This is a genomic window from Polaromonas sp. P1_F9, assembly GCF_056405615.1.
In genome coordinates this window covers 237,628-263,475 of sequence record NZ_JBFUBT010000003.1, presented here as the reverse complement: position 1 = coordinate 263,475, position 25,848 = coordinate 237,628, and the positions used below count along the sequence as shown (strand labels likewise).

The following is a 25,848-nucleotide window of genomic DNA, read 5'->3' as shown; positions in this document are numbered from 1 at the left end:
AGGAGCAAAAAATCAAACGCTCGCAGGCTCCCCGAGTTCGCCAGTCGGGGCCGCGGAACCGGCTTTGCCGGGCCGCAGGCGCAGCGGCCCCCTCGGGGGGCAGGGAGCTATACGCAGTGAGCGACCGTGGGGGCTCATTTGGTTCCGAAAATCCGGTCGCCGGCGTCGCCCAGGCCTGGCAGGATGTAGCCGTGGCTGTTGAGTTCGCGGTCGATCGCGGCGGTGTAGATCGGCACGTCCGGGTGGGCGTTTTGCAGGGCCTTGATGCCTTCCGGGCAGGTCAACAGGCAGACGAACTTGATGGACTTCGGGTTGAGTTCTTTCAGCCGCTCGACTGCGGCGATGGCCGAGTTGCCGGTGGCGAGCATCGGGTCGACCACGACAATGTCGCGCTCTTCCATGTCGTGCGGCATCTTGAAGTAGTACTCGACCGCCGTCAGGGTTTTCGGGTCGCGGTACAGGCCGACGTGGCCGACGCGGGCGCCGGGCACCACGCTGAGCATGCCTTCAAGAATGCCGTTGCCGGCGCGCAGGATGGAGACAAACACCAGCTTTTTACCGTCGATGACTTTGGAGGTGGTGGTTTCGAGCGGGGTCTCGATCTCGATGTCCTGCATCGGCATGTCGCGCGTGACCTCATAGGCCATCAGCATGCTGAGCTCGTTGAGCAGGGTGCGAAAGGTGTTGGTGGAGGCGTCCTTGCGGCGCATCAGGGTGAGCTTGTGCTGCACCAGCGGGTGGTCGATGAGATGGACTTTGTTGCTCTGGATGGTCATTTTTTTGTGTGCCTCTGTGTTCTGTCTGCGTTTTGTTGGTTGTTATTTTTATTTTGCTTTGCCTGTCGGGTCCGCGCATCTTTCGGGATGGATGCTCAGAAAACGGTGCCGTCACTTTCGATGTTCAGGGGCGGCAAACCTTGATGCAATTGCTGTGCCAGTGCACGCCCTGCGGCCCAGGTGCCGCCTTCGAGCACGCAGGCCAGTGGCATTTGCTCGGCGGTCAATCCCAGCTGCTCGCGCACCAGTGGCGCGAGCTCGTCAAGAAGCGCCACGGTAAGCGCGCGCCACTCCACGATGAGCTCGTCGCCGGCAGCATGCAGGCGGTTGGCCTGGGCCGGGTCTTTCAGCGCCAGCACACCGGCGTCGAGGAACAGGCCGCCATTACGGTACTCGGGCAGGCCGGTCAGCGCGTCTAGCCCTTTGACCTGCACACCGGCCCACTCGAAAGGCTCCAGCAGTGAATAGGTGAGCCACTGCGACAGCTTGTGGAAAGGCATCCAGCCATGGCTGGGACCAGCTTTTTCGGACTCATCGTCGCCTGCCGCGCTGTGCTGCCAGCAATCACCCAGGGGAATGGTACCCAGGACATTTTGGGCCGGCCAGATGGACGACAGGCTGGTGAGCAGTACTGACAGCAGCTCGTGCGCCTCGATGGCGCTTTGCCCGGGTTGCGCCAGCGCTTCAAACAAATGGCCGGGACGGCCGCGCTGGCCAAAGAGGGCGGGCTGGTCCTGAAGTGCCTGGCCGAGGCGCCGCAGCAGCGCGGCGCGGCCTTCGAGGCCGATCAGCGGGTTCTCGGGCGTGACCTGAAAAGCCAGGGCAAGCTGGTCTGCGGTAATGGTTTTGAGCTTGAGGGCATCGGCCTGCAGCGGTTGCAGTGGATCGCTGGAAAAGAGCCCAGCCATGAAGGCGTGAAAGCTTGCCACGCCCAGGCCTTCGGAGCGGCTGTATTCACTGCACGGATGCTCTCCCTGGGCGGCTTCGAGGTAGTGCCACTGGGCGCCGGCGCCGGCGTCCAGCAGCACGCTGATAAGCGCGAGGTCAATCTGGGCGCGGGCGCGCCCGGCAGGCGTGGCGGATGCCAGTGCTGCATTGAGTAAACCCAGGCGGTCAATGCCGCCAGCTTCAAAATGTCGCCAGCGGCTGTGGTACGGAATGTCCAGGTCCGGGTAGCGGGCGCGGGTGATTTCGGCCACCAGCGCAGCGGCGGTGGTCATGGCGCCGTCGTTGACGGTAAACCAGGCGGATTCGCCGCGGCGTGCGCGCTCAAGCAGGGCAGAAGCGCGGGCGCGTATGGTTCTGGTGGAACGCAATTCTGCGGCGGCGCTGATCCCGCGCAGGTTTCCGGCGATGGTGTAGGTGGCGTTGGCGGGGTTGCGGGGACTCTCAGGAAGAGGCGTGGTTTCAGACATCCAGCCCCCGGCCCTTGGCTTTTTTCAGTTCTTCGGCGTCGGGCACCGCGCCGGGGGTGAAATAGCCTGCGGCCATCTTGGCGTCCATTTCGACCTGGGCGTCGGCCGGGATCATGTGTTCGGGAATGTTGATGCGCTGAACTACCTCGATACCCGAGCGGGTGATGGCGTCGTACTTCATGTTGCTCATGGAAACGAGGCGGTGGATTTTGCGGATGCCCAGCCAGTTGAGCACGTCGGGCATGAGTTCCTGGAAGCGCATGTCCTGTACGCCGGCCACGCACTCCGTGCGGTTGAAGTACTGGTCGGCGGTGTCGCCGCCGACCTGGCGCTTGCGGGCGTTGTAGACGAGGAATTTGGTGACTTCGCCGAGCGCCCGGCCTTCCTTGCGGAAATAGGACACCAGGCCCACGCCGCCGCGCTGGGCGCCCTGGATGCACTCTTCAATGGCGTGCGTGAGGTAAGGGCGGCAGGTGCAGATGTCGGAGCCGAAGACGTCGGAGCCATTGCATTCGTCATGCACGCGGGCTGTCAGCTCGATATCGGGGTTGGCAAGGTCGCGCGGGCGGCCAAAGATGTAGGCCGTGAGGCCGCCGATGGGCGGCAGGAAGACTTCCAGGTCGCTGCGGGTGACGAGCTCGGGGTACATGCCGCCGGTTTCTTCAAACAGCACGCGGCGCAAATCGGTTTCGCTGCAGCCAAAGCGGCGGGCAATTTCGGGCAGGTACCAGACCGGTTCGACGGCGACCTTGGTCACCATGGCCGCTCCGCCGGCTGTCAAAAACTTGCCGTCGGCCTTGAGCCTGCCGGACTGCAGGGCTTCGATCACCTCGGGCAGGATCACGTGGGCCTGGGTTACGGCGATGGTTGGCCGGATGTCGTAGCCCGCTGCCAGTTCGTTGGAAAAGACGTCTGCCACCATGGCGCCCCATGGGTCCATGGCGACGATGCGGCCGGGCTCGCTCCATTGCGGGTAGGGGCCGATCACGTCGGTCGGCGAGGTGTTGGTCAGGTCGGCCTTGTGGCTGGCCTTGAGCGCCCCGGAAGCAACGGCGAGCGCGCGGTAGACGCTGTAGGAGCCGCTATGCGTGCCGATGACGTTGCGGTGGCTGCGTTTGGTAGTGGTGCCTACCACCGGGCCGCGTTCGGCGGCCGTGGCGGCAGCCCAGCGGATGGGCAGGGCGCCATAACCTCCCGCGTGAGAGGTCAATCGGATGTGGGAGACCGCAGGGCTGGCCGGAACTGTGGAGGCAGAAGTGGGGACGGGCGCGGAAACAGGCACAGGGGTAGCCGGCCTCGAATCGGGTGACTTGGCGGCAACTTCAGCAGGCATTGCGGATCCTTTAAAAAATCCAATGTAGCCATGCGTGCCGGGATTGACAAGCCCGGCGGTTTTGCCGGGTCGTTAATTTGCGACAAGGCCCGGGCGGACGCACCGGGTCTGTGCACATGCTCAGCGTTTTTTGCCGCCGAAGATGCTGCCGAGGACGCCGCGGATGATTTCCCGGCCCACGGCCGAGCCCATGGTCCGCACGGCGGACTTGGCCATGCTTTGCGCCAGGCCGTCGTGTTTGCCGCCGCGCGGGCCCGTGGTGCCGAACAGGACGTCGTTGAGCCCGCCCATGATGCCACCCGAATCGGTCTGGCCCGCCGCGCCGCCCTGGGGTGCCTTGGCTGCTTCCGTGGCCGCGACTTCCGCGCGGCCTTTGATGGCTTCGTAGGCCGATTCGCGGTCCACGGTCTTTTCGTAGGCGCCGGCCACCAGTGAGTTTTGCAGCAGCTGCTGGCGTTGTGGCGGTGTGATGGGGCCGATCTGGCTGCCGGGAGGCAGCACATAAACGCGTTCCGTCACGCTGGGACGGCCTTTGCTGTCGAGAAAGCTCACCAGGGCCTCGCCAACGGCCAGTTCGGTGATCGCGGTTTCGATGTCGAGGCCGGGCTTTTGCCGCATGGTCTGGGCGGTGGCCTTGACGGCTTTCTGGTCGCGCGGCGTGAAGGCGCGCAGGGCGTGCTGCACCCGGTTGCCAAGCTGTGCGAGTACTGAATCGGGAATGTCCAGCGGATTTTGTGTCACGAAATACACGCCGACACCTTTGGAGCGCACCAGGCGCACCACCAGCTCGATGCGCTCGACCAGCACCTTGGGCGCTTCGTTGAAGAGCAGGTGGGCCTCGTCAAAGAAGAAGACAAGCTTGGGTTGGTCCGGGTCGCCGATTTCAGGGAGTTGTTCGAACAGCTCGGACAGCATCCACAGCAGGAAGGTGGCGTAGAGGCGCGGTGAGTTCATGAGCTTGTCGGCGGCCAGGATGTTGATCACCCCTTTGCCGTCCACCGTCTGCATGAAGTCGCTGATGTTGAGCATGGGCTCGCCGAAGAACTTGTCGCCGCCCTGGCTTTCGACCTGCAGCAGCCCGCGCTGGATGGCGCCCACACTGGCGGCGCTGACGTTGCCGTACTTGGTGGTGAACTCGCTGGCGTTGTCGCCGACGTACTGCAGCATGGCGCGCAGGTCTTTGAGGTCGAGTAGCAGCATGCCGTTGTCGTCGGCAATCTTGAACACCAGGTTGAGCACGCCGGCCTGGGTTTCGTTGAGGTTGAGCATGCGGCCCAGCAGCAGCGGGCCCATGTCGGAAATGGTGGCGCGCACGGGGTGGCCCTGTTCGCCGAAGACGTCCCACAGCGTGGCGGGGCAGGCCAGCGATTCGGGGAGGTCGATGCCGCGCTCCTTGAGGATGGCGGCCATTTTGTCGCCGATGGTGCCGGCCTGGCTGATGCCGGTCAGGTCCCCTTTGACGTCGGCCATGAAGACCGGGACACCGATTTTCGAGAAGTTTTCGGCCAGTGTTTGCAGCGTGACGGTCTTGCCGGTGCCGGTGGCTCCGGTGATCAGCCCATGGCGGTTGGCCAGCGCGGGAAGGATCTCGCAGTGGATGGAATCGTGCTTGGCAATCAGTAACGGCTCGGCCATGGGGTGTCCTGGAGTGAAAAAGTAAAATGCGGGTTGTAGATTAAATCAATTAATCAGTCTGAAAAGGGATTCTTCGTGGCCGGTCACAGTAAATGGGCGAATATTCAACACCGCAAGGGGCGCCAGGATGAAAAGCGCCAGCGCATCTGGACCCGTGTGATGCGTGAAATCATGGTGGCGGCCCGCATGGGCGGCGGCGACCTGGGCACGAATCCGCGCCTGCGTCTGGCAGTGGACAAGGCCAAGGCGGCCAACATGCCCAATGAGAACGTCAAATACGGCATTGCCAAGGCCACGGGCAGCCTGGAAGGCGTGCATTACGAGGAAGTCCGCTACGAAGGCTACGGCATCGGCGGCGCGGCCATCATCGTGGACTGCATGACCGATAACAAGGTGCGTACCGTGGCTGAAGTGCGGCACGCTTTTTCCAAACATGGCGGCAACATGGGCACCGAAGGCTCGGTGGCTTTCCAGTTCAAGCACTGCGGCCAGCTGATTTTTGCGCCCGGCACCAGCGAAGACAAGATCATGGAAGTCGCGCTGGAGTCCGGCGCCGACGACGTCATCACGCATGAAGACGGTGCCATTGAGGTGTTGACGCCTTACACGGGCTTTGAAGCCGTGAGGAACGCGCTGGAAGCCGCCGGCCTCAAGCCCGAGATTGCCGAAGTCACCATGCGCGCCGACAACACCATAGAACTTGCCGGCGAGGATGCCCGCAAGATGCAAAAACTGCTGGACGTGCTGGAAGACCTGGACGATACCCAGGATGTGTTCCATAACGCCGAGTTGTCTGAATAAGCAAACCAAACACGCAGCCACAATGAAGCAACAACACCACAACAGCAAAAGCAAAGCCAGGCACACAATGAAAGCAGCAGCATGAAAGTTTTAGTGGTGGGCGGCGGTGGCCGTGAGCACGCCCTGGCCTGGAAACTGGCGCAGTCTCCCAAGGTTCAGGCGGTGTATGTTGCGCCCGGCAACGGCGGCACTGCGCTGGATGCGCGTCTTGAAAATATTGACATCACCGACGTGAAGGCGCTGCGCGAATGGGCGCTGACCGAAAAGATCGCGCTGACAGTGGTGGGCCCCGAGCAGCCGCTTGCGGCCGGTATCGTTGACGAGTTCCGTGCGCACGGCTTGCGGGTCTTCGGCCCGACCAAGGCGGCGGCGCAGCTGGAAAGCTCCAAGGCGTTCTCCAAGGCCTTTATGAAGCGCCACGGTATTCCGACGGCTGAATATGAAACCTTCACCGACGCTGCGGCGGCCCACGCCTACGTGGACGAAAAAGGCGCCCCGATAGTCGTCAAGGCCGACGGCCTGGCGGCCGGCAAGGGCGTGGTGGTGGCCATGACGCTGCACGAGGCGCACGAGGCCATCGAATTCATGCTGGCGCCAAATCCCGACTTCAACCCGCTTGGCGTGGCACACAACGAGGGTGGCGCGCGTGTGGTGATTGAGGAATTTTTGCAGGGTGAAGAAGCCAGCTTCATCGTGATGTGTGACGGCAAGAATGTGGCCGCCATGGCGACCAGCCAGGACCACAAGCGCTTGCTTGACGGTGACGAGGGTCCCAACACCGGCGGCATGGGCGCGTATTCACCGGCCCCGGTCGTTACCCCCGAAGTGCACGGCCGCGCCATGCGCGAGATCATCCTGCCGACCATCAAGGGCATGGAAAAAGACGGCATTCCGTTCACCGGCTTTTTGTATGCCGGCCTGATGATTGATGCGGAAGGCAAACCGAAAACACTGGAATTCAACTGCCGCATGGGCGACCCGGAGACGCAGCCGATCATGATGCGCCTCAAAACCGACCTGTATGAGGTGATGATGGCCGCCACCTCGGGTGCGCTGGACCAGATCGAGCTGGACTGGGACCGCCGGCCAGCCCTGGGGGTGGTGATGGCTGCGCACGGTTATCCACTGAGCCCGCGCAAGGGCGACGTGATTCATGGGCTGCAAAAAGGCGCCGATGCGGCCGAAGACGCGATGGTGTTTCATGCCGGAACACGAAAACAGGGCGATTCGACGGTAACGGCTGGCGGCCGGGTCCTGTGCGTGACGGCACTCGGCAGCACGGTGAAGGCCGCGCAGCAACGTGCCTACGAAGTTGCCCAGGACATTGGATTTGATGGTGCGCAGTACCGCAAAGACATCGGCTGGCGCGCGGTCAAGTCTTGATCGCCAAATGAGCGCTGGTTTTTCCCTCCGCCCTTCGGGTAACACTGCAGCATGACCGATATTTCAAGCGTTCGAGACTTTCTGCTGGCGCTGCAGCAGCGCATCACCGGCGCGGTTTCCGGGATCGACGGCCAGTCCTTCACGGCGGACCATTGGCAGAAAGCGCCCGGCGAGACGCTGCAGGGCAATGGCATCACCATGATCCTGGAGCAGGGCCAGGTGTTTGAGCGTGCCGGCTGCGGGTTCTCGCATGTGCGGGGCCCCAAGCTGCCGCCTTCGGCGACGCAGCACCGTCCGGAATTGACAGGCGCACCGTTTGAGGCCCTGGGGGTTTCGCTGGTGTTTCACCCGCGTAATCCCTACGTGCCGACAGTCCATATGAATGTGCGCATGCTGGCCGCGACCCCGGTGGCAGGCTCGGGCGAGGCCGTCTGCTGGTTTGGTGGAGGCATGGACCTGACGCCTTATTACGGGTTTGAAGAGGACGCGGTGCATTTCCACCAGACCTGCAAGGACGCGCTGGCACCGTTTGGCGACGACAAGTACCCCCGGTTCAAACAATGGTGTGATGAGTACTTTCACCTGAAGCACCGGCAGGAGCAGCGTGGAATTGGCGGCGTTTTCTTTGACGACTTCCAGGAGCTGGGGCCGGACCGGAGTTTTGCCCTGATGCAAAGTGTGGCTGACTCTTTCTTGCAGGCCTATTTGCCAATTGTTGAGCGGCGCAAGGACACGCCATATGGTGAGCGGGAGCGCGAATTCCAGCTTTACCGGCGCGGCCGATATGTGGAGTTCAACCTTGTGTGGGACCGCGGCACGCACTTTGGTTTGCAATCCGGGGGGCGCACGGAGTCGATCCTGATGTCCATGCCGCCGCTGGCGAGCTGGTCTTATCAGCGGGGCGTAGAGACTGGCAGCCCTGAAGAGCGCCTGTATACGGAGTTTTTGCCGAGACGGGACTGGGTTTGATGGCAACGCCGTCACCTGCGCAAAAGCGCATCGGCATGTTTGGTGGTGCGTTTGATCCGCCGCACAGCGCACACGTTGCACTGGTTCAAGAGGCGATCAGGCAGTTTGGCCTTGATACCTTGTATGTCGTTCCGACCGGCCACGCCTGGCACAAATCCCGCGCCTTGAGCGCGCCGGCTCACCGGCTGGCCATGGCCAGGCTGGCTTTTGGCGATATTTCCGGCGTTCGGGTGGATGAGCGCGAGGTGCAACGCACCGGGCCGACTTTCACCATTGACACGCTTTTGGCGCTCCAGGAGGAGAATCCGGGCGCCCAGCTTTATCTGTTCATTGGTGCAGACCAGTTTGCCGTCTTCAGGCAATGGCACCGGTGGCAGGACATTCTTGACCTTGCTATAATTTGTATAGCTGATCGCGCACAATCCACGCTGGCTGGAGCTCAATTTGAGTCCTACGAAAGCCGCAGCAACCGTTTTGTCCTGCTCAATCTTCCCCTGATGCCTGTCAGCGCCACCCAGATTCGCCAGTTAATGGCCTCCGGAGCCGCGGTGACAGGGGGAATTACCCAGTTGGTCCCTGAAGCCGTTGCGCGTTATATTTCACTTCACCAGCTGTACGGTTCCCATTAATTTCCCACTTTATCGAAGCAAAACACTGCATGACATCCACCACCGTCAAAACCTCCGCCGCCGCCGACAAAAAGGACGTGCAGAAACTGCAGCGAGCCATCATTGACGGTCTGGAAGACGTCAAGGCGCAGGACATCCAGGTGTTTGACACGGAGCACATCACGTCACTGTTCGAGCGCGTGATCATCGCCTCCGGCAGCTCAAACCGCCAGACCAAGGCATTGGCCGCCAGCGTGCGGGATGCCGTGCGGGACGCAGGTTTTTCCAAGCCGCGCATCGAAGGCGAGGACAACGGTGAATGGATCATTGTTGATTGCGGCGCCGCTGTGGCGCACATCATGCAGCCGACCATTCGCCAGTACTACCATCTGGAAGAACTCTGGGGCGACAAGCCCATCAAACTCAAGCTGGGCGCGCCCGCGCCACTGGTGAAGGCGTCCAAATCCGAGGCCGAACCGGAGGCCAAGCCCAAGACTTCCCGCGCTGGCGCGAAAACTTCCGCGAAACCAGGCGCAAAGACCACCGCGAAGTCGGCGGCCAAAGCACCTGCAAAGGCGCCGACGGCCCCCGATTCAAGCTATGTGGGCCGGGTCGGCAAGACCAACGACTGGACCGCCAAGCGCAATGCCGCCACGCCTGCGACCGAACCAGCCGCCAAGCCGGCCCGGGCAGGCGCCAAAGCGGCTCCTGCCAGGTCATCGGCAAAACCTGCGGTTAAGACACCGATTGTCAAAGTGCCCGTAGCCAAAAAGGTGGCGGCGAAGAAAACCGCGGCCAAAACCGCCGCTAAAACAGCAGCCCGCAAACCCGCCGCCAGGAAAACTCCGTCCCGGAGCAAATGAGGCTCACGATCGTAGCGGTCGGCCAGAAAGTGCCCGACTGGGCGCAAACGGCCTATGACGACTACGCCAAGCGCTTCCCGCCAGAGCTGAAAGTCGAGCTCAAAGCCGTCAAGACCGAGCCGCGCGCCTCCAAGACCCTGGAAAACCTGCTGTCGGCTGAGCGCGGGCGCATAGAAGCGAGCATCGCCCGCGGCACCCGCGTCGTGGCGCTCGATGAACGCGGCACGGCCGTCACTACCGTGGCACTGGCTGAACGACTCAAAGCCTGGCAACTCTCCGGTGATGATGTCGCCATTGTGATCGGCGGACCCGACGGGCTGGACGCCGGTTTCAAACAGTCTGCGCATGAGCGCCTGCGCCTCTCAGACCTGACCTTGCCCCATGCCATGGTGCGCGTGCTGCTCATTGAACAGCTTTACCGCGCCTGGAGTATCACGATCAATCACCCCTATCACAGAGAGTGATGAAGCCCCCACGGTCGCTCACTTCGTGTAGCTTCCTGCCCCCCGAGGGGGCCGTTGCGCCTGCGGCCCGGCAAAGCCGGTTCCGCGGCCCCTGCTGGTCTGAATATCCGAATATCTGAATAAGCTGCTGTATGTCTGAATTTATCTACCTGGCCTCGCAAAGCCCGCGGCGGCGTCAATTGCTGGAGCAACTCGGCGTGCGTCACGAACTGCTGCTGCCGGACGCTGATGAGGACGCTGAGTCGCTGGAGGAGGTGCTTAAAAACGAGGCACCCGCTACCTACGTCCAGCGTGTCACCGGCCTCAAGCTCGATGCGGCAGTTGCCCGCATGAAGCGGCGCAAGCTGTCACCGGCGCCCATCCTTTGTTCGGACACTACGGTGGCCATGGGGCGGGTGATTTATGGCAAGCCGGAGGACGAGAAAGACGCGGCCCGCATGCTGCGCGAGCTTTCGGACGATACGCACAGGGTGCTGACCGCCGTGGCGGTGCAATCCGGGCGCCGTCGTTTCGAGGCGCTGAGCACCTCGCGTGTCAGTTTTGACGCGCTGACGCCTGCACAGATTCGCAGTTATGTGGCCAGTGGCGAGCCCATGGGCAAGGCCGGCGCATATGCTGTGCAGGGCAGGGTGGCGATGCACATCAACCGCATCGACGGCTCCTACAGTGGCATCATGGGGCTTCCGCTGAGGGAAACCGCCCAACTGCTGCAGGCAGCGGGCATTCGCCTCTAGCGCCTCCAGCCAACTCAATTTTCCAAAAGACATGCAACAAGACATCCTGATCAACTGGTCTCCCCAGGAAACCCGGGTGGCGGTGGTCGAACACGGCGCGGTGCAGGAGCTTCACGTCGAACGTACCCTGGAACGCGGCCTGGTCGGCAATGTGTACCTGGGCAAGGTCGCCCGCGTGCTGCCCGGCATGCAGTCCGCCTTCATCGACATAGGCCTGGACCGTGCAGCCTTTCTGCACGTGGCAGACCTCATGAGCAGCATCAACAGCCGCCATGCCGACTCCGACGCACAGGCCGCAGGTGGACTTATCGCACCAGCCATGGCGTCGCTGCAACCGATCGAAAAGCAGCTGTTCGAAGGGCAGGCGGTCATGGTGCAGGTTCTCAAGGACCCGATAGGCACCAAGGGCGCACGGCTGACGGCGCAAATCAGCATTGCGGGCCGGTTGCTGGTGTTTTTACCGCAAGACAACCACATCGGTGTGTCGCAAAAAATACCCCCCAGGCAACGTGAAGAGCTTCGTCAACGGGTTCAGGCCCTGACTTCGGACATGGGTGGCGGATTCATACTGAGAACCAATGGCGAGGACGCGACAGACGCTGAACTGGCAGAGGACATCACCTACCTGCGCAAGACCTGGGGACGGATCAAGGATGCGTCTGTGCGTTTACCTCCCGCTTCCGTGCTGCACCAGGACCTTAATCTGCTGCAACGCGTGCTGCGCGACCTGGTGGTAGAGGAAACGCAGACCATCCGGATTGATTCACGTGAGCAGTTTGAAAAGCTGAAGGCATTTGCCGTGGAGTTCATGCCGGCAACCGAACCGAAGCTTCAGCACTACGGCGGTGAACGCCCCATTTTTGACTTGTTCAACATTGACGAGGAAATTGCCAAAGCGCTGGGCCGGCGGGTCGATCTCAAATCAGGCGGTTACCTGATCATCGACCAGACGGAAGCGCTGACAACCGTCGATGTCAATACAGGTGGATTTGTCGGTGCCCGCAACTTCGACGATACGATTTTCAAGACCAACCTGGAGGCATCGCAGGCGATTGCCCGGCAGCTACGCCTGCGCAACCTTGGCGGCATTGTGATCGTCGATTTCATCGACATGATCAAGGAAAACCACCGCGATGCGGTGCTGACCGAATTTCAGAAACAGCTTTCACGAGACCGTATCAAGACCAGTGTCAACGGTTTTTCTGCGCTGGGCCTGCTGGAGATGACGCGCAAGCGCACCCGCGAATCGCTGGCCCATCAGCTTTGTGAGCCCTGCGCCGCTTGCATGGGCAAAGGCGTGGTTAAAACCGCGCGGAGCGTGACCTACGACATCCTGCGCGAAATCCTGCGCGAAGCGCGCCAGTTCAACCCGCGTGAATTCAGGGTAGTGGCATCGCCTAAGGTGATTGAACTTTTCCTCGACGAAGAAAGCCAGCATCTGGCCAGCCTGAGCGATTTCATCGGTAAACCCATTTCCCTGCAGGCGGAAGCGGCGATGGCTCAGGAACAATACGACATTGTGCTGCTGTGACCTTCGTGCCCCTTTCAATGTTCAGCCAGAACCGCCAACCCATTCCCATTCTGGTCTATCACCAGATCGCCGAGGCGCCGCCAAAGGGCAGCCCATTTCGCGGCCTTTACGTGGCGCCTGCGGCCTTTGCGCGGCAAATGGCCTGGCTCAAACTACTCGGCTACACCGGCCTGTCCATGAGCGCCTTGCAACCTTACCTGCAGGGTGAGCGCAGCGGCAGGGTGGTTGGCATCACTTTTGACGACGGCTACCTGAACAACCTCACGCATGCCCTGCCGACATTGGTGAAGCATGGCTTTTCGTCTACCTGCTACGCGGTCAGCGGGTTGTTAGGCAAAACCAATATCTGGGACGAGAACATTGGCATTCCGCAGACCCCGTTGATGGACGAGGACGAGATCCGTCAATGGGTGGCGGACGGGCAGGAGATTGGCTCGCATACGCACAGCCATGTCAATCTAATCGAAACCGACGAGCCAGGCTGTCGCAAGGAGATGGTGTTCGGCAAAACCGGGCTGGAGGCCGTCATAGCCCGGCCGGTCGAGCATTTCTGCTATCCCTACGGTCACTACGAGGCCAGGCACGTCGAACTGGTTCGGGAGATGGGGTTTGCCACCGCCACCACCACGCAGCGCAGTCGCTGCCATGCGGGCATGGACTTGTTACAGTTGCCGCGGGTGCCGGTGCTGCGCTCCACGACCTTGCCGGTGTTCTGGCTCAAGGTCTCCACGGCCTACGAGGACCGCCGGAAAAAATGAACCTGCCTGATTCTTCCTCCAGGAAACTGCGCGTCGCCGTCTTCAACCGAACCTTCTCGCCCACCGGCGGCGGCGCAGAGCGCTATTCCATCGCCCTGGTGGAGCAGCTTTCGGCCCGGCACGAAATGCATGTGTTCGCGCAGGAAATCGACCACAAGTGGCCCGGTGTGACTTACCACAAGGTATCGGCTCCGCTGCGCAAGCCGCGCTGGGTCAACCAGCTGTGGTTTGCCACAATAACCTGGTGGGCGACGCGCAGCGGCTTCGACGTAGTGCACTCGCATGAAAACACCTGGCACGGCGAGTTGCAGACGGTGCACGTGATGCCGGTGAAGTACAACCTGTTCCATGCGCGCAGTGGCTTGCGCCTTGTGCTGCGCTGGGTCAAGGTCGTGACCAGTCCGCGCCTGCTCGCTTACCTGGCACTGGAGCGCGCGCGTTATACGCCACGCCCAGGCCGGCAGGTGGTGGTGACCTCCGAAAGCCTGCGGCCCATCATGGGGGCAGCTTACCCGGCGTGCCGCGCGGCTGTTTCGGTCGTGACTCCGGGCATCACGCTGCCCAATCTGCCGGTTGCGGCTGATCGCAAACGCGAGGCGAGGGCGGGGCTGGACTTACCGGCGGAGGGCATCTGCCTGCTGTTTGTGGGCAACGATTACCGCAAGAAGGGCCTGGAGGCTTTGCTGCAGGCCATGACGCGGCTGCCAGCCGATGTGGTGCTGGCGGTGGTGGGTAACCCTGCGCATATTGCCGAATTCCGCGCACTTGCCGGAACACTCAAACTCGGTGCACGGGTGTTTTTCCTGGGTGCGCTCAAGGACGTCAGCCCGGCCTACGAGGCTGCCGATATCCTGGTACACCCCACCTTCGAGGACACCTTTGCGATGGTGGTGCTGGAGGCCATGGCCCACGGCCTGCCGGTGGTGGTCAGCGGGCCGAATTACTGCGGTATTTCCGGCCTGCTGAGCCAAGGTGTGAATGCCTTGATGCTGGACGATCCCCGGGATGCGGGTGAACTCGCCCGGGTGCTGGGAGATTTGCTGGCCCAGGCAACGTTGTGGAAAACGCTGTCGGAAGGTGCAGCGGCCTTTGCCGCACACTACCAGTGGCGCGAAATCGCGCTGCAACAGGAGGCACTGTATTTTTCAGCCCTAGCGGCCAGGACCGCGAGCTCCTGAGCCTGGAACCTGTTTAGGCCGTTAACAGGTTCTAGGCTACCAGCTTGAAATGCTTGCGGCTGAAGTCCAGCCCGGTCAGCGTTTCCACCTGCCGCATGAAGTGGTATTTGTTTTCCTTGGGCGTGGGCTTGTAGGCCGGGTCGATGTTCAGGACCGGTTCAGCCTCAGTGGCCAGCCATTCCTGCACCGCCTGGGGGTGCGTGCCCGTAAAAGGGGCCAGAGCTCGGCGATCAAACTGGCTGTAGGTGATTTGCGCTGCTGAGGCCTCGCCCCAGTACTTGCTGACCTGATCCAGCTTTTTCTGCATTTCCTCGTTGCGCCGTATCCAGCCGTAGTGGTAAATGTGCGCACCGGCAAGTGCGCCCCGGGGGTTACGCCCCCGTTTGTGCTGTGTAGTAACCAGCCAATACTGGCCATCGGGTGCATAGCTTCGAATGGTATTGCGGATCAAGCGGCATTCGCGGCGGTACCATCCCGGGCTGATGGAAATCCAGTCGGGAGAGCCGTAAAAGTGATGATAGTCAAACACCAAAGCTTCGACTGCGGGATTGGCGTGATGGCGTTCAACGCTGGCCCGAATGGCGGCAAGCTCGCCTTCGTGTACCACTTCATCGCCCTCCAGGTAGAAAGCCCAATCGCCGGTACAGGAGTATTGGGCGATCATTTTTTGCTGTGCGTAAACAAATCCGCGGTCTGCCATCCGTTCGTTCCACAGCGTTTCGATGATCCTGATTTTCGGATCGTTGATCGCTTTCACGCGTGCCAGGGTGTCGTCTTCACCTTGCCCGACGGCCACAACGAATTCATCCACGAGGGGAAGGAGGGAGCGGATAGATGCTTCGAACGGAAAGCCGAGACTTACGCCGTTACGAATGAATGTAAAACCGCTGATTGAGACACTCATCGCAATGAACTTTCGGGTAAAGGGCTGGTCCGCTGTGGGCCGTTAGGGAAAATCGGGCAATCCGCAGCCCTGGACAACTTCATATGGTCAGGCAGCAGACTGAAATCCCAGTCGATAAAGGTGAGCATAGGCGCCATTTTTTTCCAGCAATTCAAGGTGGGTGCCGGACTCGATGATCCGGCCTGCCTCCATCATGATGATGCGATCTGCATGCTGGATCGTGGAAAGTCGGTGTGCAATGACCAGTGATGTCCGACTGGACGTAAGGCGGCGGATAGCTTCCTGCACCGCGAGTTCTGACTCGGTATCGAGTGCCGAAGTGGCCTCGTCCAGGATCAGAATCGGCGCGTCTTTATACAGTGCACGTGCAATGGCAAGCCGCTGGCGTTGTCCTCCCGACAGCTGCATGGCATTGTGGCCCAGTACGGTGTCAAGTCCGGCTGGCAGCTCGGCCAGCAATGCGGATAGATTGGCGGCAACAATGCATGCCAGAACCCTGTCGCGGTCGACCGATTGGCCGAGGGCGACGTTTTCCGCGATGCTGCTATTGAACATGACCACGTGCTGGCTTACGAACGAGAACTGGGTTCTGAGCGATTGAAGGTTCCAGTCTCGGAGTTCCCGCCCGTCCAGGTAGATGTTCCCTGCTGTCGCGTCCACAAATCGCGGTAACAGGTTAACGAGCGTGGTTTTTCCAGATCCCGAAGTCCCTACGACCGCCAGCGTTTCTCCCGCCTTCACTGACAAATTCAGTGTGTTGATTGCCGGCGGCGCGTCGGCCTTGTAAGCCACGCTCACCCCTACGAACTCGATATCACCACGCGCCCGATTCAATACAAAATTGCCACCGGACTCATCTTCGGTGAGATTCATCAAGTCAAGTCCGCGCTCCAGTGCGGCAAGGCCGCGGGTCACCGGCGTAGCTGCGTCCGAAAGGCTTTTAACCGGTGCGATCAGCAGCAGCATGGCGGTCACGAATGCCACGAAGCCGCCGACGCTTGTGGTGTTTTCTGCGCTTTGAAGTAGGGCCACGGAGATGACCGCTGAAAGCGCCATGGCAGCCAGCACCTGCGTAATGGCGCTCATCCCCGCGTAGGCCGCCGTCGATTTCATGGAAAGCCGGCGCAGGGAATGACTGAGGACTTCAAAGCGGCTGGCCTGACTTTGCTGGGCGCCATGCAGGCGAACGTCGCGATGCGCCAGGACGTTCTCCTCGACCACATACGCGAGGTTGTCGGTCGCAGTCTGGCTTTCCTTCGTCAATCGGTAGAGCCGTTTTGAAAGAATCTGGATCACGAAAGCCACTGCGGGGAAAAGCAGGGCGACGATCAACATCAGTTTCCAGTTCAGGAAGACCAGGTAGCCTATTAGCGCTACCAGCGTCAGTACGTCCCGTGCAAGTTTCATGATCGCATTGATCAGCATCGAGGAACCGTTAAAAACCTCGTACACCACGGTGTTCGCAATTGCACTGGAACTCTGGTCCGCAAACAGGTTGAGCCGTGCGCTCAGTAGTTTGCCGAACATGGCCTCACGCAATCGTGTTAATCCGTCATTGGTGACTTTTGCAAGTGCAAACTGAGCCAGAAAGCCCGAAAGTCCGCGCAGCGTAAACAAAACGATCAGCGCAAGAGGAACCAGCCAGAGGTTGAACCCGTCACGCTGAAAGCCGCGATCCAGCAGTGGCTTGAGAAGCGCAGGAACCAGGGGTTCGGTTGCCGATGCGACGATGGTCGCACCCACCGCGAGTGCCCAGCCTGCTTTTGAATCCTTGAAGTATGGCCATACGCGCGCAATTCGGCGCGCCAGTGAAAGCCTGGGCACCACCGGAGTTTCAGGAGTGGGAGGCGGCGGAGTGCTCAAGCGCGACTCCCTCGCATGGCAGGCGGCACGGCGGCTTCAGGTGCCTTGCTCAGACCGGCGGAAAGAAGCAAACCCAGGCAGACACAGAAGAAGTCGCCTATGAGTGCGTCATACAGCGACGAGTTGAAAAGACATGCAATGGCCAAACCGGCAAGAACGGACAGCGTAGCACGCGCATAGATTTTTTCCATCCGCCATGCATCCAAAAGTATCGCCCCCATCAAGGCGAGCAGAAGTGCAATACCGGGGATTCCGAGCTGAACTCCCCACAGGAGATATTCTTGATGTGGATTTCCGTTGCCAGCGATATCAATGTGAGCGGGGTTTTGCAGTTTCTCCAGACGGTTGTATTCGGTGCTCCAGCTGCCGATGCCCGCGCCCAATAACGGGTTCTCTTCGACAACTTCCAACGCGCGTAGCCAAAAGGCAAGCCGGATTCCGGATGAAGTCGCCGACTCGCCTTTTGTCGAATAGGATTGAACCTCATGGGCCACCTGCGTCAGGCGGTCCCGGACCTTTGCCGAACTGGCAAACAGACCCAGAGCGATCAGGAAAGGCAGAACCACAACGGTTGCCCTATATTTTCTTGGAAGCTCCCACATGATCGCCAGAGAGAGAAGTGCGATGGCAATTGCATACCCGCTGCGTCCGTTGAGTACAAAAAAGACATTGCCCAGCGCGACCGCACATGCCGCGACAGCAAACTGTCGGCCAAACCTGCCGGGCACGATTTCCCGTAAATTCCAGCAGAGGGCCGCGAACACGGCGCTCATGATTCCCTGGTCGAGGTAGCTGGAGAAGACTGCATATTGTGTCAACGCCATATTGGAGGTAGCCCAAGGTACTGGCATACCGAGAAAAAGAGCCCATGAACTGGCGACAAGGAATAGCTGCGCAGCCCCAAATGCGCAAAGCGCATAGAGTGCTTCGCGGCGATTACGAATGAGCATCATGACAAGGAGAGGCAGGAGCAGTTTGCCGTATTTCGCAAGAGATCCCACCGCGTCGACCGGCGGCGCCACTGTCCAGACCAGGCTTAAAGTGAATCCCGCGAGTGCACTCAGGATCGCAATGGTTGTATAGCTGTTTTTGGATTCGGCTGCTTTTCTGGAAGTTGCCAAAGTAACAATGCCGAAGACCAGCGCGAAGAGAAATAGCACCAGCTTGGACAGGCTGATGATTGCCATGGACAGCCCAACCGAAGCAGCCATTGCGCAGACCACAACCAGCCGAAAATTGATGTTCTTGTGGGGCAAAATAATGGCGCGCTCGCTTGAGGAAAGCCTGCATTATCGGCGATTCCCGCCCGCTCAAGCATCCAGCCGCCCGGGCTTGTCTGCTATGCTGTCCGGGCGCCGCGTCACTGTGCGTTTCATTGGAAAAGTCCTCTTTATCACTCAGGAAAAAGGCATTCGTTGGCCAGCTTGTCCGTCATCGTCATTACCCATAATGAAGCCCGAAATATTGAAGCCTGTCTTCGCGCGGCGAATTTTGCAGACCAGCTTGTTGTGCTGGACTCGGGCAGTACGGACGACACCCTGAAGATTGCCGCTTCATTGGGCGCAGAGGTCAGCACGGCTCCCGACTGGCGCGGGTTCGGTATTCAGAAAAATCGGGCTCTTGCCCTGGCGACGTCGGACTGGGTGCTTTCGCTGGACGCAGACGAACGTGTCACCGCCCAGTTGCAGGCCGAAATTCTGGCTTGTTTGGCCGCTCCGGTTTTTGATGTGTACTCCTTCCCGAGGCTGTCGAGCTACTGCGGTCAATACATGCGCCATTCGGGCTGGTATCCCGACCGGGTGACTCGCCTGTTCCGGCGTAACGCAGCCTGTTTCAGTGAAGACCTGGTGCATGAGAGGCTGGTGACTTCGCTGCCCGTTGGGCAATTGCAATCATCGCTGATGCATGAAAGCTTCATTAATTTCGAAGCCGTACTCGACAAGGCCAATCGTTATTCCTCGGCTGGGGCCCAAATTCTGCGAGATAAAGGCCGATCTGCTTCCATCGGCAAAGCAGTAGGACATGGAATCTGGGCTTTTATTCGCACGTATTTCCTGCGGTTTGGCTTTTTGGATGGAAAGATGGGTTTTGTGCTCGCTGTTTCCAATGCGGAGGGCACCTATTACAGGTATCTGAAATTGTGGTTGTTACAACGCCAGGGGCCCGATGGACATGGCTCGGCCGGTGCACCATGAAGATCAGCTTCATCGTCCTCACATACAACCGGGCGGATGCGCTGCTGGCGGTGTTGAGGTCACTTTCAAGTCAATGTGATGAGGATCACGAGGTGGTGATAGCCGACGACGGCTCGGGGCCCGACCAGGTCGCCATGCTGCTCAGCGCCTGCCCGAGCTTCAGATGCCCCGTTCGCCACGTCTGGCATCCCGATGTGGGCTTTACCGCTGCGCAGGCTCGCAACCTCGGAGCCAGTCTGGCTACGGCTGACTATCTGGTTTTTCTCGACGGAGACTGCGTTCCCGGGCCGCACTTTGTGGCCGAGCACGCCCGCCTCGCCGAACCAGGGTGTTTTGTCAACGGAAGCAGGGTGCTCATCAGTCCGCGTCTTACAGAACGTGTAGTCAATGGCGCTATTGATTTACCCAGCCGTCCTGTATCGTTCTGGATTCGCGCCCGGCTGCAGGGTGATAGCAACAAATTATTGCACCTCATCCCCTGGCCACGGCGTTTATTCAGGGTAAAACAAGGCTTTCACTGGCATGGCATACGCAGCTGCAACTTTGGTATTTGGCGCACTGACTTTGTCCATGTCAACGGATTCGACGAAACCTTCCAGGGATGGGGGCATGAAGATGCCGACCTCGTGCTCAGGCTTCACCACTTGGGCATCCATCGAAAAAACGGTTTCATGGGCACCGAAGTCTTTCACCTCTGGCACCGCGAGAATCCGCGCGATCAGGAGTCCAGCAACAAAAACAGGGTGCTTGAACGCATGAAAACCAATGTGGTCCTGGCCGAAAAAGGCCTCCGTGAACTTGATCCCGCTTTTGACGTTTCTCCCGTCAAAATAACGCCCTTGAACGGATCCAAACCTCCCCTATGAGCATTACACCTTTTCTTCGCCGCCGCACTCTCGTGAGTCTTCTGGCTACCGCCACACTCCCGGCATTGCCGGCCTTGGCGCAATTTCGCGTTGAGGTTACCGGCGTTGGCCTGACGCAGTTGCCTATCGCCGTCGCCGCATTTCGGGGAGAAGCGCAGGCACCGCAAAAAATCGGCGCCATCGTCCGTGCCGACCTGGAGCGTAGCGGCATGTTTCGCCCGATTGATGCCACCGGGGTCGTTGCAGATGAGAATACCCGCCCGGATCTGACTGCCTGGAAGCAGAAAGGCGCTGATTCGATGGTAACCGGCAGCATTTCCCCGTTGGCAGACGGCCGCTTCGACGTTCGTCTTCGCCTCTGGGATATCGTGCGTGGACAGGATTTGGGGGGCCAGAGTTACACGGTAGGGCCTGCTGACTTGCGGCTGTCTGCACACCGCATTTCCGATTTTGTCTATGAAAAACTCACTGGCGAAAAAGGCATTTTCTCGACGCGTATCGCTTACGTGACCAAGGCGGCCCAGAAATACAACCTCTGGGTGGCCGACTCCGATGGCGAAGGCGCACAGTCGGCACTGACCAGCCCCGAACCCATTATTTCGCCCGCCTGGTCACCTAACGGCTCGCAACTGGCCTATGTGTCGTTTGAGTCGCGTAAGCCGGTGATCTATGCGCACGACGTGGCCTCCGGCAAGCGGCGCCTGCTGGCCAACTTTCGAGGCTCCAATAGCGCGCCGGCGTGGTCACCGGACGGCAAACAGTTAGTGGCGACGCTGAGCCGCGACGGCGGTTCACAGCTTTATGCGATAGGCCTCAATGGGGGCGAGCCCAAACGGCTTACCCAGTCTTCCAGCATAGACACCGAGCCTGCCTTCTCGCCCGATGGGCGCTACATCTATTTCGTGAGCGACCGCGGCGGCGCACCGCAGATCTACCGCATGAGCCCCAATGGTGGCAATGCCGAGCGGGTCACCTTTACCGGGACCTACAACATATCCCCGGCGCTCAGCCCCGACGGTCGATGGCTGGCTTATGTTTCGCGGGTGGGCGGCGCCTTCAAGCTGCACGTTATGGAACTTGCCAGCGGTACGGTCACTCCAATCACCGAAACGACGGCCGATGAGAGTCCGAGCTTTGCGCCCAACAGCCGGTTGATTGTGTATGCCACCCAGCAGCAGGGCAGGGAAGCCCTGATGACTACAACGCTGGACGGCAAGATCAAGGCAAGACTGTCCGGGGCAAGCGGTGACATCCGGGAGCCCGATTGGGGTCCTTTCCAGCGGTGACCGGCAACACCAGGGATTATTTTTGTTTTCCATACAGCCTATTTTTTTGTAGAGGTACTCCATGAAACGCACCGTTTTTTCAATCATCTCCTCCCTTGTCCTGGCGGCCACGCTGACAGCCTGCGGCTCTGGCGTCAAGCTGAACGACGTGCCGGTCGAGGATCGCACCGGCACGACCCAGCAAGGCGGTACACCAGGCGCGACCGGCCGTGCTGTTGCGCCAGTACAGGTTGAAGGCGCCGATGCCTCGCTGGCGGGCCCAGCCAATACCACCAAGGTCATCTACTTTGACTTCGACAGCTACGTGGTCAAGCCCGAGTTCCAGGGAGCAATCGAGGCCCATGCCAAATACCTGACGGCCAACAAGGGCCGCAAGATGGCTATTGAAGGCCATACCGACGAGCGCGGCGGCCGCGAGTACAACCTGGCTCTGGGCCAACGGCGCGCTGAGGCAGTTCGCCGCGCGCTGGGCTTGCTGGGCGTGGCTGATGCGCAAGTCGAGGCCGTGAGCTTCGGCAAGGAAAAGCCGGCAGCTACGGGCTCTGATGAGGACTCCATGGCGAAGAATCGCCGCGCTGAACTCAACTACCGTTAAACGGGGCCCGAACCGTGAACATCTTTCGGTATGCCGCGGTGGCCGCGGCCTGCGTGCTGGCGTTCAATGCAAACGCCGGCCTGTTTGAAGACGACGAGGCCCGCCGGGCGATCCTCGATTTGCGGCAAAAGGTCGATGCGTCGCAGCTGCGTATGGCCGACGATGTGCGGAAAAACACCGAAGACAATGCCCAGTTGCGCCGCAGCGTGCTCGACCTGTCCAACCAGATTGAGGCACTGCGCAGCGAAGTCGCCAACCTGCGTGGGCAGAACGAAAACCTGACGCGCAGCGTAGTCGAGATGCAGCGCACCCAGAAAGACCTGACGACAGGCGTGGACGAGCGTCTGCGCAAGTTCGAGCCCGGCAAAGTCAATGTGGATGGCAAGGAATTTGTGGCAGAGCCTGGTGAAAAACAGGAATTCGAAGCCGCACTGGCCACGCTTCGCAAGGGCGACTTCGCAGCAGCGCAGACGAGCTTCCTGGGCTTCCTGAAGCGTTATCCGCAAACCGGCTACCGGACATCGTCCCTGTTCTGGCTGGGCAATGCGCAGTACGCCTTGCGCAACTACCGCGACGCGGTGACAAATTTCCGCTCGCTCGTGACGGCTGAACCCGACCATATGCGCGCGCCGGAGGCCATGCTTTCGCTGGCCAACTGCCAGGTGGAACTCAAGGACACCAAGTCGGCCCGCAAGACGCTGGAGGACCTGATCAAGACATATCCCCAGGCTGAGGCGGCTTCCGTCGCCAAGGAACGGCTGGCCAGGCTGAAGTAAGCCGCACCTCGGGCGGGCTATCCGGCCGGCCCAGGCAAAGATCATTCGCCCCTAAAATCGGGCGATGGACATCTCCGCACTCAACAGTCTCACCGCCCAGGTTCTCTGGGCCGGTTTTATTTTGGCCATGGTTTTTGGCGCGATTGCCCAGCGCACGCACTTTTGCACCATGGGCGCCGTCAGCGACATCGTGAACATGGGTGACTGGACCCGTATGCGCATGTGGGGCATGGCGATCGGCGTCGCCATGATCGGGTTTTTCACCATGGCCGCGGCCGGTGTGATTGATCCATCCAAGACCTTGTATGCCTCTAACCGTTTTATTTGGCTTTCCGCATCGGTGGGCGGTGCGATGTTCGGTTTTGGCATGGTCCTGGCTTCCGGTTGCGGCAGCAAAACGCTGGTGCGTATTGGCGGGGGCAGCCTCAAGTCCGTCGTGGTATTTGCCGTAATGGGCATCGCGGCTTTCGCCACGCTCAAGGGCATCACCGCCGTGGTCCGGGTGGCCACGGTCGACAAGGTCGCCATTGACTTCACCACCAACGCGACACTGCCGAACTGGGTGGCGGGCGCTATCGGCATCACGCCCGCTGCCGCCGGCATAGGCCTGGCCGTCCTCATCGGGCTGGGCCTCGTCGTCTGGGCGTTGTTCGGCGAAGAGTTCCGCCGCTTCGACAATCTGCTCGCGGGCTTGGGCATAGGCGGCGTCATTGCGGCCATGTGGTGGGTCAGCGGGCATCTTGGTTATGTGGCCGAGCATCCGGAGACGCTGCAGGAGGCCTTCCTGGCCACCAATTCGGGTCGGGCCGAGGCACTGAGCTTTGTCTCGCCGGTGGCCTATACCGTGGACTGGCTGATGTTCTTCAGCGACAAAAGCAAGGTGCTCACACTGGGCATCGTGTCTGTATTCGGGGTGGTGGCCGGCTCAGCCGTCTATGCCCTGCTGTCGCGCAGCTTCCGCTGGGAGGGATTTCGCGACGCGGAAGACACCGCCAACCACCTCGTGGGGGCCACGTTGATGGGCGTAGGCGGCGTTTGCGCCATGGGTTGTACCGTGGGACAGGGCTTGTCGGGCATCTCGACCCTGAGCGCAACCAGTTTTGTGGCGCTGGCGGCCATCCTGGCCGGTTGCGTGGCGGGTTTGAAGTACCAGATCTGGCGGCTGGAACGTACTGCCTGAGCGCGTCCCGGCAACGATCCGCATTTCCAATGACATCCCTCCTCGAAGAACCTCCCGCCGATCTGGAGCGCCGCTTCAGCGGTCTGGCGCGCCTCTATGGCGTAGCAGGCGCGCAGCGCATACGCCAGGCGCACATTGTGGTGGTAGGCCTGGGCGGGGTAGGCTCCTGGGCGGCCGAGGCCGCGGCGCGCAGCGGCGTAGCCCGCCTCACCTTGATCGACCTCGACCACATCGCCGAATCCAACATCAACCGCCAGATTCATGCGCTTGACAGCACGTTGGGGCAGGCCAAGGTGCAAGCCATGCGTGAACGCATTGCGCAAATTCATCCAGGGTGCCGCGTCGACGGCATTGAGGAGTTTGTTGATGCTGCCAACTGGCCTGGCATCCTTGGCCTGGAAGCGGGTTTTGACCGCAAGCAATTCGCCGTGATCGACGCCTGCGACCAGGTCAAAGCCAAGACGGCCATGGCTGCGTGGGCCATTGCCGAGAAGGTGAGCCTGGTCAGCGTGGGCGCCGCCGGTGGCAAGCGGCTTGCGCACCGCGTCGACATTGATGACCTGTCGCTGGTCACGCATGACCCACTGCTGGCGCAATTGCGTTACAGATTGCGTAAAGAGCATGGTGCCGCGCGCAAGGGCAAGATGGGCGTGGCCTGCGTGTTCAGTCGGGAGGCGGTCCTGCAGCCGGCTGCCGCAGCCCAGAGTGATGGCAGTCTGAACTGCCACGGCTATGGATCGGTCGTCAGCGTGACCTCGACCTTTGGCCTGTGCGCGGCCGGCTGGGCACTCGACAAAATTGCCGTCTGAGTTTTTGCGGAGGTCTAAAAAACCACGCTATAATTCAAGGCTTTGCTGCCTTCAAAGCAGCAAATACCGGGATGTATCGCGAGATACGTTCTTGGGACCATAGCTCAGTTGGTAGAGCAGCGGACTTTTAATCCGTTTGTCGTGGGTTCGACCCCCGCTGGTCCCACCAGAATTTCCGGGTTCTTAGCTCAGTTGGTAGAGCAGCGGACTCTTAATCCGTAGGTCGACAGTTCGAATCTGTCAGAACCCACCAGGTACATCAAGGACTTAGCCGCAAGGCTAGGTCCTTTTTTTGCGCTGACTTGGAATCCTGAGCTCGGCCTTGCGGTTTCAGGTCGAATAGCCGAGCAAGGGCAGCTCCATATCCGCCTGCTTCGCCACCCGGATACAGTCTTTCATGTGCTCTTCGCCGAGGTAGCGGATTGCCGCATAGCCGACTGCGGCAGAAACGATCTGGCCGGCCAGTGGCACATACTTGGCAACCTGTTTGGTGGTCAGCCTGACGCCGATCTTGGTGGCAGCCTTGATGACAAGGTCACGGCTGATGAATTTGCCGATGAGCACCGAACCGACCAGGGTGACTGCTTTTTGCACCTGGTCGCGCTTTCTGGGCTCCAGCTTGTCGAGTTGTTGCGGCGTGAGACCGAACTCCCTGTTGATTTCCGGGATCAGTTTTGAGAGCAATGCCGCATCGACGGCCCAGTCCAAACCCGGCACAGGTACAGCACTGGCTGCAGCAGCGACCAGAGCCCGTTTGTTGAGCAGCTTGCGGCTGCGCTTGACGGCGGCTTCAAGCGCCGCGTCATCTGCGGCCATATGGAGTGCTGTTGGCATGATCGGCATCCTTTCGCTGTGGTACGCCAAGCTGGCAGACAGATTTTTTCTGCGCCAGGATGTGGTTTCTGTTTCCTGACCGGAATGGGCTT

25 protein-coding genes and 2 tRNA genes are annotated in these 25,848 nt (G+C 60.5%); 19 read left to right on the top strand and 8 right to left on the bottom strand.

Features of this window, described 5'->3' with window-relative positions; translation table 11 throughout:
* Positions 1 to 134 precede the first annotated feature (134 nt).
* The 4 genes from upp to AC1DYR_RS10130 all read right to left on the bottom strand — a co-directional run bounded on the left by upp (position 135) and on the right by AC1DYR_RS10130 (position 5,159).
* Complete coding sequence (upp, locus tag AC1DYR_RS10145) at positions 135 to 776, bottom strand: uracil phosphoribosyltransferase (protein WP_477649517.1); 642 nt, start codon at positions 774 to 776, stop codon at positions 135 to 137.
* A gap of 95 nt (positions 777 to 871) precedes the next feature.
* Positions 872 to 2,191: a URC4/urg3 family protein gene (locus AC1DYR_RS10140; RefSeq protein ID WP_477704993.1), complete on the bottom strand. Its 1,320-nt coding sequence runs from the start codon at positions 2,189 to 2,191 to the stop codon at positions 872 to 874.
* Positions 2,184 to 3,524 (bottom strand): GTP cyclohydrolase II, encoded by a 1,341-nt coding sequence (locus AC1DYR_RS10135; RefSeq protein ID WP_477704992.1) that lies wholly within the window; start codon positions 3,522 to 3,524, stop codon positions 2,184 to 2,186. Before AC1DYR_RS10135 ends, AC1DYR_RS10140 begins: the two co-directional genes overlap by 8 nt.
* 120 nt (positions 3,525 to 3,644) lie before the next feature.
* Positions 3,645 to 5,159: a helicase HerA-like C-terminal domain-containing protein gene (locus AC1DYR_RS10130; protein WP_477704991.1), complete on the bottom strand. Its 1,515-nt coding sequence runs from the start codon at positions 5,157 to 5,159 to the stop codon at positions 3,645 to 3,647.
* A gap of 75 nt (positions 5,160 to 5,234) precedes the next feature.
* Here AC1DYR_RS10130 and AC1DYR_RS10125 point away from each other — a divergent pair, with 75 nt between their 5' ends.
* The 10 genes from AC1DYR_RS10125 to AC1DYR_RS10080 all read left to right on the top strand — a co-directional run bounded on the left by AC1DYR_RS10125 (position 5,235) and on the right by AC1DYR_RS10080 (position 14,448).
* A complete protein-coding gene (locus tag AC1DYR_RS10125; RefSeq protein WP_457280813.1) occupies positions 5,235 to 5,960 on the top strand; it encodes a YebC/PmpR family DNA-binding transcriptional regulator in 726 nt (241 codons plus the stop codon).
* Positions 5,961 to 6,041: 81 nt separating this feature from the next.
* Entirely contained in the window at positions 6,042 to 7,343 is a 1,302-nt protein-coding gene (gene purD, locus AC1DYR_RS10120; protein WP_457280814.1) for a phosphoribosylamine--glycine ligase, read from the top strand.
* A 51-nt stretch (positions 7,344 to 7,394) separates the two neighbouring features.
* Positions 7,395 to 8,312, top strand: coding sequence for an oxygen-dependent coproporphyrinogen oxidase (gene hemF / locus AC1DYR_RS10115; RefSeq protein ID WP_457280815.1), 918 nt, complete (start codon positions 7,395 to 7,397; stop codon positions 8,310 to 8,312).
* Between the two features lie 35 nt (positions 8,313 to 8,347).
* On the top strand, positions 8,348 to 8,941 hold the full coding sequence (gene nadD / locus AC1DYR_RS10110; RefSeq protein WP_477704990.1) for a nicotinate (nicotinamide) nucleotide adenylyltransferase: 594 nt from the start codon (positions 8,348 to 8,350) through the stop codon (positions 8,939 to 8,941).
* A 29-nt stretch (positions 8,942 to 8,970) separates the two neighbouring features.
* Positions 8,971 to 9,783 carry a ribosome silencing factor gene (gene rsfS, locus AC1DYR_RS10105; RefSeq protein WP_477704989.1) on the top strand — a complete coding sequence of 271 codons (813 nt, stop codon included), beginning with the start codon at positions 8,971 to 8,973 and terminating at the stop codon, positions 9,781 to 9,783.
* The gene (gene rlmH / locus AC1DYR_RS10100) at positions 9,780 to 10,247 is read left to right on the top strand and encodes a 23S rRNA (pseudouridine(1915)-N(3))-methyltransferase RlmH (protein ID WP_477659088.1); all 468 of its coding nucleotides are present in this window, start codon (positions 9,780 to 9,782) and stop codon (positions 10,245 to 10,247) included. Before rsfS ends, rlmH begins: the two co-directional genes overlap by 4 nt.
* 131 nt (positions 10,248 to 10,378) lie before the next feature.
* The gene (locus AC1DYR_RS10095) at positions 10,379 to 10,981 is read left to right on the top strand and encodes a Maf family protein (RefSeq protein ID WP_477704988.1); all 603 of its coding nucleotides are present in this window, start codon (positions 10,379 to 10,381) and stop codon (positions 10,979 to 10,981) included.
* Between the two features lie 31 nt (positions 10,982 to 11,012).
* Positions 11,013 to 12,512, top strand: coding sequence for a ribonuclease G (gene rng, locus AC1DYR_RS10090; protein ID WP_477704987.1), 1,500 nt, complete (start codon positions 11,013 to 11,015; stop codon positions 12,510 to 12,512).
* Between the two features lie 5 nt (positions 12,513 to 12,517).
* A complete protein-coding gene (locus tag AC1DYR_RS10085; protein WP_477704986.1) occupies positions 12,518 to 13,270 on the top strand; it encodes a polysaccharide deacetylase family protein in 753 nt (250 codons plus the stop codon).
* Complete coding sequence (locus AC1DYR_RS10080) at positions 13,267 to 14,448, top strand: glycosyltransferase family 4 protein (protein ID WP_477704985.1); 1,182 nt, start codon at positions 13,267 to 13,269, stop codon at positions 14,446 to 14,448. The genes AC1DYR_RS10085 and AC1DYR_RS10080 overlap by 4 nt, the downstream gene beginning before the upstream one ends.
* 31 nt (positions 14,449 to 14,479) lie before the next feature.
* Here AC1DYR_RS10080 and AC1DYR_RS10075 read toward each other — a convergent pair whose 3' ends face one another.
* The 3 genes from AC1DYR_RS10075 to AC1DYR_RS10065 form a co-directional block, all read right to left on the bottom strand.
* A complete protein-coding gene (locus tag AC1DYR_RS10075; protein ID WP_477704984.1) occupies positions 14,480 to 15,259 on the bottom strand; it encodes a glycosyltransferase family protein in 780 nt (259 codons plus the stop codon).
* 180 nt (positions 15,260 to 15,439) lie between these two features.
* On the bottom strand, positions 15,440 to 17,215 hold the full coding sequence (gene msbA / locus AC1DYR_RS10070) for a lipid A export permease/ATP-binding protein MsbA (protein ID WP_477704983.1): 1,776 nt from the start codon (positions 17,213 to 17,215) through the stop codon (positions 15,440 to 15,442).
* Complete coding sequence (locus tag AC1DYR_RS10065; RefSeq protein WP_477704982.1) at positions 17,212 to 18,402, bottom strand: O-antigen ligase family protein; 1,191 nt, start codon at positions 18,400 to 18,402, stop codon at positions 17,212 to 17,214. The genes msbA and AC1DYR_RS10065 overlap by 4 nt, the downstream gene beginning before the upstream one ends.
* A gap of 237 nt (positions 18,403 to 18,639) precedes the next feature.
* Here AC1DYR_RS10065 and AC1DYR_RS10060 point away from each other — a divergent pair, with 237 nt between their 5' ends.
* The 9 genes from AC1DYR_RS10060 to AC1DYR_RS10020 all read left to right on the top strand — a co-directional run bounded on the left by AC1DYR_RS10060 (position 18,640) and on the right by AC1DYR_RS10020 (position 25,175).
* The gene (locus tag AC1DYR_RS10060) at positions 18,640 to 19,410 is read left to right on the top strand and encodes a glycosyltransferase family 2 protein (protein ID WP_477704981.1); all 771 of its coding nucleotides are present in this window, start codon (positions 18,640 to 18,642) and stop codon (positions 19,408 to 19,410) included.
* The gene (locus AC1DYR_RS10055) at positions 19,407 to 20,276 is read left to right on the top strand and encodes a glycosyltransferase family 2 protein (RefSeq protein WP_477704980.1); all 870 of its coding nucleotides are present in this window, start codon (positions 19,407 to 19,409) and stop codon (positions 20,274 to 20,276) included. Before AC1DYR_RS10060 ends, AC1DYR_RS10055 begins: the two co-directional genes overlap by 4 nt.
* A complete protein-coding gene (gene tolB / locus AC1DYR_RS10050) occupies positions 20,273 to 21,562 on the top strand; it encodes a Tol-Pal system beta propeller repeat protein TolB (protein ID WP_477704979.1) in 1,290 nt (429 codons plus the stop codon). Before AC1DYR_RS10055 ends, tolB begins: the two co-directional genes overlap by 4 nt.
* A gap of 61 nt (positions 21,563 to 21,623) precedes the next feature.
* On the top strand, positions 21,624 to 22,157 hold the full coding sequence (pal, locus tag AC1DYR_RS10045) for a peptidoglycan-associated lipoprotein Pal (protein WP_477648383.1): 534 nt from the start codon (positions 21,624 to 21,626) through the stop codon (positions 22,155 to 22,157).
* 14 nt (positions 22,158 to 22,171) lie between these two features.
* A complete protein-coding gene (gene ybgF / locus AC1DYR_RS10040; protein ID WP_477704978.1) occupies positions 22,172 to 22,933 on the top strand; it encodes a tol-pal system protein YbgF in 762 nt (253 codons plus the stop codon).
* Positions 22,934 to 22,997: 64 nt separating this feature from the next.
* Positions 22,998 to 24,113 carry a YeeE/YedE family protein gene (locus AC1DYR_RS10035; protein WP_477704977.1) on the top strand — a complete coding sequence of 372 codons (1,116 nt, stop codon included), beginning with the start codon at positions 22,998 to 23,000 and terminating at the stop codon, positions 24,111 to 24,113.
* Positions 24,114 to 24,142: 29 nt separating this feature from the next.
* Positions 24,143 to 24,922, top strand: coding sequence for a tRNA threonylcarbamoyladenosine dehydratase (locus AC1DYR_RS10030; RefSeq protein ID WP_477704976.1), 780 nt, complete (start codon positions 24,143 to 24,145; stop codon positions 24,920 to 24,922).
* A gap of 93 nt (positions 24,923 to 25,015) precedes the next feature.
* Positions 25,016 to 25,091: transfer RNA gene (locus AC1DYR_RS10025), tRNA-Lys, on the top strand.
* 8 nt (positions 25,092 to 25,099) lie between these two features.
* Positions 25,100 to 25,175: transfer RNA gene (locus AC1DYR_RS10020), tRNA-Lys, on the top strand.
* A gap of 77 nt (positions 25,176 to 25,252) precedes the next feature.
* Here AC1DYR_RS10020 and AC1DYR_RS10015 read toward each other — a convergent pair.
* Positions 25,253 to 25,756, bottom strand: coding sequence for a hypothetical protein (locus AC1DYR_RS10015; RefSeq protein ID WP_477704975.1), 504 nt, complete (start codon positions 25,754 to 25,756; stop codon positions 25,253 to 25,255).
* Positions 25,757 to 25,848 lie beyond the last annotated feature (92 nt).

Coding starts and splice junctions, on each gene's coding strand:
- AC1DYR_RS10030 (WP_477704976.1), top strand. CDS start 24,143: ATGACATCCCTCCTCGAAGAACCTCCCGCCGATCTGGAGCGCCGCTTC.
- upp (WP_477649517.1), bottom strand. CDS start 776: ATGACCATCCAGAGCAACAAAGTCCATCTCATCGACCACCCGCTGGTG.
- rng (WP_477704987.1), top strand. CDS start 11,013: ATGCAACAAGACATCCTGATCAACTGGTCTCCCCAGGAAACCCGGGTG.
- pal (WP_477648383.1), top strand. CDS start 21,624: ATGAAACGCACCGTTTTTTCAATCATCTCCTCCCTTGTCCTGGCGGCC.
- AC1DYR_RS10130 (WP_477704991.1), bottom strand. CDS start 5,159: ATGGCCGAGCCGTTACTGATTGCCAAGCACGATTCCATCCACTGCGAG.
- tolB (WP_477704979.1), top strand. CDS start 20,273: ATGAGCATTACACCTTTTCTTCGCCGCCGCACTCTCGTGAGTCTTCTG.
- AC1DYR_RS10015 (WP_477704975.1), bottom strand. CDS start 25,756: ATGCCAACAGCACTCCATATGGCCGCAGATGACGCGGCGCTTGAAGCC.
- AC1DYR_RS10140 (WP_477704993.1), bottom strand. CDS start 2,191: ATGTCTGAAACCACGCCTCTTCCTGAGAGTCCCCGCAACCCCGCCAAC.
- hemF (WP_457280815.1), top strand. CDS start 7,395: ATGACCGATATTTCAAGCGTTCGAGACTTTCTGCTGGCGCTGCAGCAG.
- AC1DYR_RS10055 (WP_477704980.1), top strand. CDS start 19,407: ATGAAGATCAGCTTCATCGTCCTCACATACAACCGGGCGGATGCGCTG.
- AC1DYR_RS10080 (WP_477704985.1), top strand. CDS start 13,267: ATGAACCTGCCTGATTCTTCCTCCAGGAAACTGCGCGTCGCCGTCTTC.
- rlmH (WP_477659088.1), top strand. CDS start 9,780: ATGAGGCTCACGATCGTAGCGGTCGGCCAGAAAGTGCCCGACTGGGCG.
- AC1DYR_RS10135 (WP_477704992.1), bottom strand. CDS start 3,524: ATGCCTGCTGAAGTTGCCGCCAAGTCACCCGATTCGAGGCCGGCTACC.
- AC1DYR_RS10095 (WP_477704988.1), top strand. CDS start 10,379: ATGTCTGAATTTATCTACCTGGCCTCGCAAAGCCCGCGGCGGCGTCAA.
- AC1DYR_RS10065 (WP_477704982.1), bottom strand. CDS start 18,402: ATGGCAATCATCAGCCTGTCCAAGCTGGTGCTATTTCTCTTCGCGCTG.
- AC1DYR_RS10035 (WP_477704977.1), top strand. CDS start 22,998: ATGGACATCTCCGCACTCAACAGTCTCACCGCCCAGGTTCTCTGGGCC.
- purD (WP_457280814.1), top strand. CDS start 6,042: ATGAAAGTTTTAGTGGTGGGCGGCGGTGGCCGTGAGCACGCCCTGGCC.
- rsfS (WP_477704989.1), top strand. CDS start 8,971: ATGACATCCACCACCGTCAAAACCTCCGCCGCCGCCGACAAAAAGGAC.
- nadD (WP_477704990.1), top strand. CDS start 8,348: ATGTTTGGTGGTGCGTTTGATCCGCCGCACAGCGCACACGTTGCACTG.